This window comes from Streptomyces sp. MnatMP-M17 (assembly GCF_900091995.1).
Lineage (GTDB): Bacteria > Actinomycetota > Actinomycetes > Streptomycetales > Streptomycetaceae > Streptomyces.
This window is the reverse complement of record NZ_FMDK01000493.1, coordinates 1-2,996: the sequence shown is the minus strand read 5'-3', so window position 1 is coordinate 2,996 and position 2,996 is coordinate 1. Positions and strand designations below refer to the sequence as shown.

At 70.5% G+C, this 2,996-nt stretch carries 5 protein-coding genes; 2 read left to right on the top strand and 3 right to left on the bottom strand.

Annotated features, from left to right (window positions below):
• On the bottom strand, positions 1 to 352 hold a 352-nt coding region (locus GA0115259_RS22005; RefSeq protein WP_093599942.1), incomplete at its 3' end, for a PRC-barrel domain-containing protein.
• A gap of 137 nt (positions 353 to 489) precedes the next feature.
• Here GA0115259_RS22005 and GA0115259_RS22000 point away from each other — a divergent pair.
• Positions 490 to 978: a GNAT family N-acetyltransferase gene (locus tag GA0115259_RS22000; protein ID WP_093599939.1), complete on the top strand. Its 489-nt coding sequence runs from the start codon at positions 490 to 492 to the stop codon at positions 976 to 978.
• Positions 979 to 1,003: 25 nt separating this feature from the next.
• On the opposite strand, the gene GA0115259_RS21995 is transcribed toward GA0115259_RS22000, so the two are convergent.
• Together GA0115259_RS21995 and GA0115259_RS21990 are read right to left on the bottom strand one after the other, a co-directional pair.
• Positions 1,004 to 1,711: a phosphatase PAP2 family protein gene (locus tag GA0115259_RS21995; RefSeq protein WP_237540304.1), complete on the bottom strand. Its 708-nt coding sequence runs from the start codon at positions 1,709 to 1,711 to the stop codon at positions 1,004 to 1,006.
• Positions 1,708 to 2,370: a DedA family protein gene (locus tag GA0115259_RS21990; RefSeq protein WP_093599936.1), complete on the bottom strand. Its 663-nt coding sequence runs from the start codon at positions 2,368 to 2,370 to the stop codon at positions 1,708 to 1,710. Before GA0115259_RS21990 ends, GA0115259_RS21995 begins: the two co-directional genes overlap by 4 nt.
• 115 nt (positions 2,371 to 2,485) lie before the next feature.
• On the opposite strand from GA0115259_RS21990, the gene GA0115259_RS21985 reads away from it, so the two are divergent.
• Positions 2,486 to 2,923 carry a BlaI/MecI/CopY family transcriptional regulator gene (locus GA0115259_RS21985; RefSeq protein WP_093599933.1) on the top strand — a complete coding sequence of 146 codons (438 nt, stop codon included), beginning with the start codon at positions 2,486 to 2,488 and terminating at the stop codon, positions 2,921 to 2,923.
• The last annotated feature ends 73 nt before the right edge of the window (positions 2,924 to 2,996 follow it).

Genomic DNA, 2,996 nt, shown 5'->3' with positions numbered 1-2,996 from the left:
GGCGGGCGAGCCGGCGCTCACCTGCCGCGCCGGTTGTGTAGGGCAGTCCGTAGTGCGAGAAGACCTGCGGTTCGTCCTGGGCGAGCAGCTCTCCGTCGGTGTCGATGGAGGGAGCGTCCTTGGCGAGGTTTCTGTCCCAGGTGACCTTCAGATAGCCGGGACCGACCGTGGCATCGCCCAGCGGGACAAAGACCAGACGCCGCCTTGTGGGCAGCCCGACGGTGACCGTGGCGAACGACGGCGCGTCCGTCGCGGTGTCGACATAGACGGCTTCCAGCGAGCCGATCTTCTTCTTGTCGGCGTCGACCACATCGTGGCCCCGCCACTCCCGAATGTCCTCGGCTTCGAACATGAGCGATCGCCTCTTTTCGGATATCCCCTCTCTCCCGGTCATTATCCTGCAAAAAGAGCGAGCCGCCCGAGGGCCTGCCCTTCCTGCCTCGCGAAATGTGCTGGCGGACCGGTGAGCGGTGGCGGCATGCTGGCCACATGTTGATCAGGGAAGCCACCGCCGAGGACTGGCCCGCCATCTGGCCCTTCTTCCATGAGATCGTCGCCGCGGGCGAGACGTTCTCCTATCCGCTCGATCTCGACAGGACCGAGGGCCGTGAGTGGTGGCTGCTGGCGGCTCCGAACCGTACCGTCGTCGCCGTGGACGAGGCCGGTACGGTCCTCGGCACCGCGAAGATGCAGAACAACCAGATGGGCAACGCCGCGCATGTCGCCACGGCCAGCTATATGGTCGATCCGGCGCGGTCGGGGCGCGGAGTGGGCAGGGCGCTGGTCTTGTACACGCTCGACTGGGCCCGCGCGGCGGGCTTCCGCTCGCTCCAGTTCAACGCCGTCGTCGAGACCAACACATACGCCGTGAAGCTGTACGAGTCGCTCGGCTTCGAGATCCTGGGCACGGTGCCGGAGGGATTCCGGCATCCCGCGCAGGGCTATGTCGGGCTGCACATCATGCACCGCGCGCTCTGAGCACTCAGCGCTCCTGAAGCCGCTCCTATCTGCCTTCGCCTCCGCTGTCGCTCCTGTCGCTCCCGTCACTCCGGTCTCGCGGCAGCAGCCGGCCGAGAGGGATCAGCGCCACGCCGAGGCCGAGCCAGGTGCCTGCGTACAGCCAGCCGCCGAGGACATCGGTCGCCCAGTGCACTCCGAGATAGATCCGGGTCAGCCCGACGGCGACTGCCCAGCAGACGATCAGCGCGCAGAGCGTGTACGTCGGAGACCTCCGGCCGCCGCGGTGCAGTACGGCCCAGACCAGCAGGCCCGCCACCAGCGCCGAGGTCGTGGCGTGTCCGGAGGGAAACGCGTAGCGGGAGGCATGGGTCGCCCAGTCCGCCACCGGTGGCCGCGGCCGGTGGACGCCGTACAGGACGCCGTAGCGGACGGCCTGCGCGGCCAGGAGGAAGGCCAGCGCGCCGGCCGCCGCCACCAGCCGCTGCCGTATGCCCCGGCCCATGAGCAGACCGGCCGCGACCGCGCACAGATAAGGCAGGATCCCGGTGCCGGTCGCCGTGATGCCCCGGGCCACCGCCGTGGCCTCGGCCGGGCGGTGGCCCACCGACCAGTCGAGCGCGTCGCGGTCCACCGGGAACGGCGCGCCGTTCCGGCCGGCCACCACCACCGCCAGCGCGGTGAAAACGGCCGCGAGGAGCGCGGTGACGCCCAGCGGGCGCAGCGCCACCGCTCTCGTGTCCGCCGCGGTCAACGGGTCTCTCCCTGGGACGTACGGCGTGAGCGCAGCACCTCCAGCGCCAGCGGAATGAGCGAGACGACGACCACGAGCGCGACGATCGGCAGCAGATAGCGGTCGACGTTCGGTACGGACGAGCCCAGCGCGTATCCGGCCAGTACGAGTCCGACCGTCCAGACTGCGCCGCCGACGATCTGCCAGAGCGTGAAGAGGCGCGCGGGCACGTTCAGCGCGCCGGCCAGCGGATTCAGCACGGTCCTTACGACCGGTACGAAACGGGCCAGCACGATGGCCTTGGCATGGCCGTACCGGTCGAGCAGTTCCTCGGCGCGGGCCGCGCCCTCGTGGAGCTTGCGGGCCCGGCTGCGGGCCAGCAGCGCCCGGCCGCCGCGCCGGCCGATCCAGTAGCCGGTCTGCGCTCCGAGCAGCGCGCCGACGGCCGAGGCGACGAGCACCTGAGGCAGCGAGAGATGCGCGGGACCTGTCGCGCCGGGCACACACAGCAGCCCGGCGGTGAAGAGCAGGGAGTCGCCGGGCAGGAAGAATCCGATCAGCAGGCCGGTCTCGGCGAAGAGAACGACGGCGATACCGAGGGCGCCGAACGCGGAGAGCAGGGATCCCGCGTCGAGGAGATTCACGGCTTGTGGCATCGCGGCGAGCGCGGATACGGCCATAAGGAGGCTGCTCCCATAATGGTGGGCAGGGGAATCCTGCGTGACGATCTGATTGTCTACAGTGCTGTAGACGGTCTACTTCACTGTAGACGAAGGAAACGGGAGGAGTGTTCCCATGGGCGACGAGAGCGCGGAGCGCCGGCCGGCCGGCGAGCTGGAAGCCGGTGTGCTGGCGGCGCTGTGGGCCGCCGGGGGACCGCTGACGCCGGGCCAGGTCCAGGGAGCGCTGGAGATGTCGCTCGCCCGGACCACCATCACCACGATCCTGTCGCGGCTGTACGAGAAGGGCACCGTCACCCGGGTGAGGGAAGGCCGTGGCTACGCCTACACGCCGACCGAGGACGCTCCCGGGCTGACCGCCCGCCGTATGCACTCGGAGCTGGCCAAGGACGAGGACCGCAGCGCGGTGCTCGCCCGTTTCGTCTCCCAGCTCAACGACGAGGACGAGCGGCTGCTGCGCTCGCTGCTGGACGGCGGGGACATCGCGCCGGACGGCGGCGGGCCCGGGTTCGGCGCCGAGGAGTCCCGGCCGGCCGACGGGCGGGCCGGATGATCTACCTCGTCTGGGTGCCGCTGCTGATGCCCCTCCTCGCCGTGCCCGCCGCGCGGCGGCTCGCGGCGGCCCT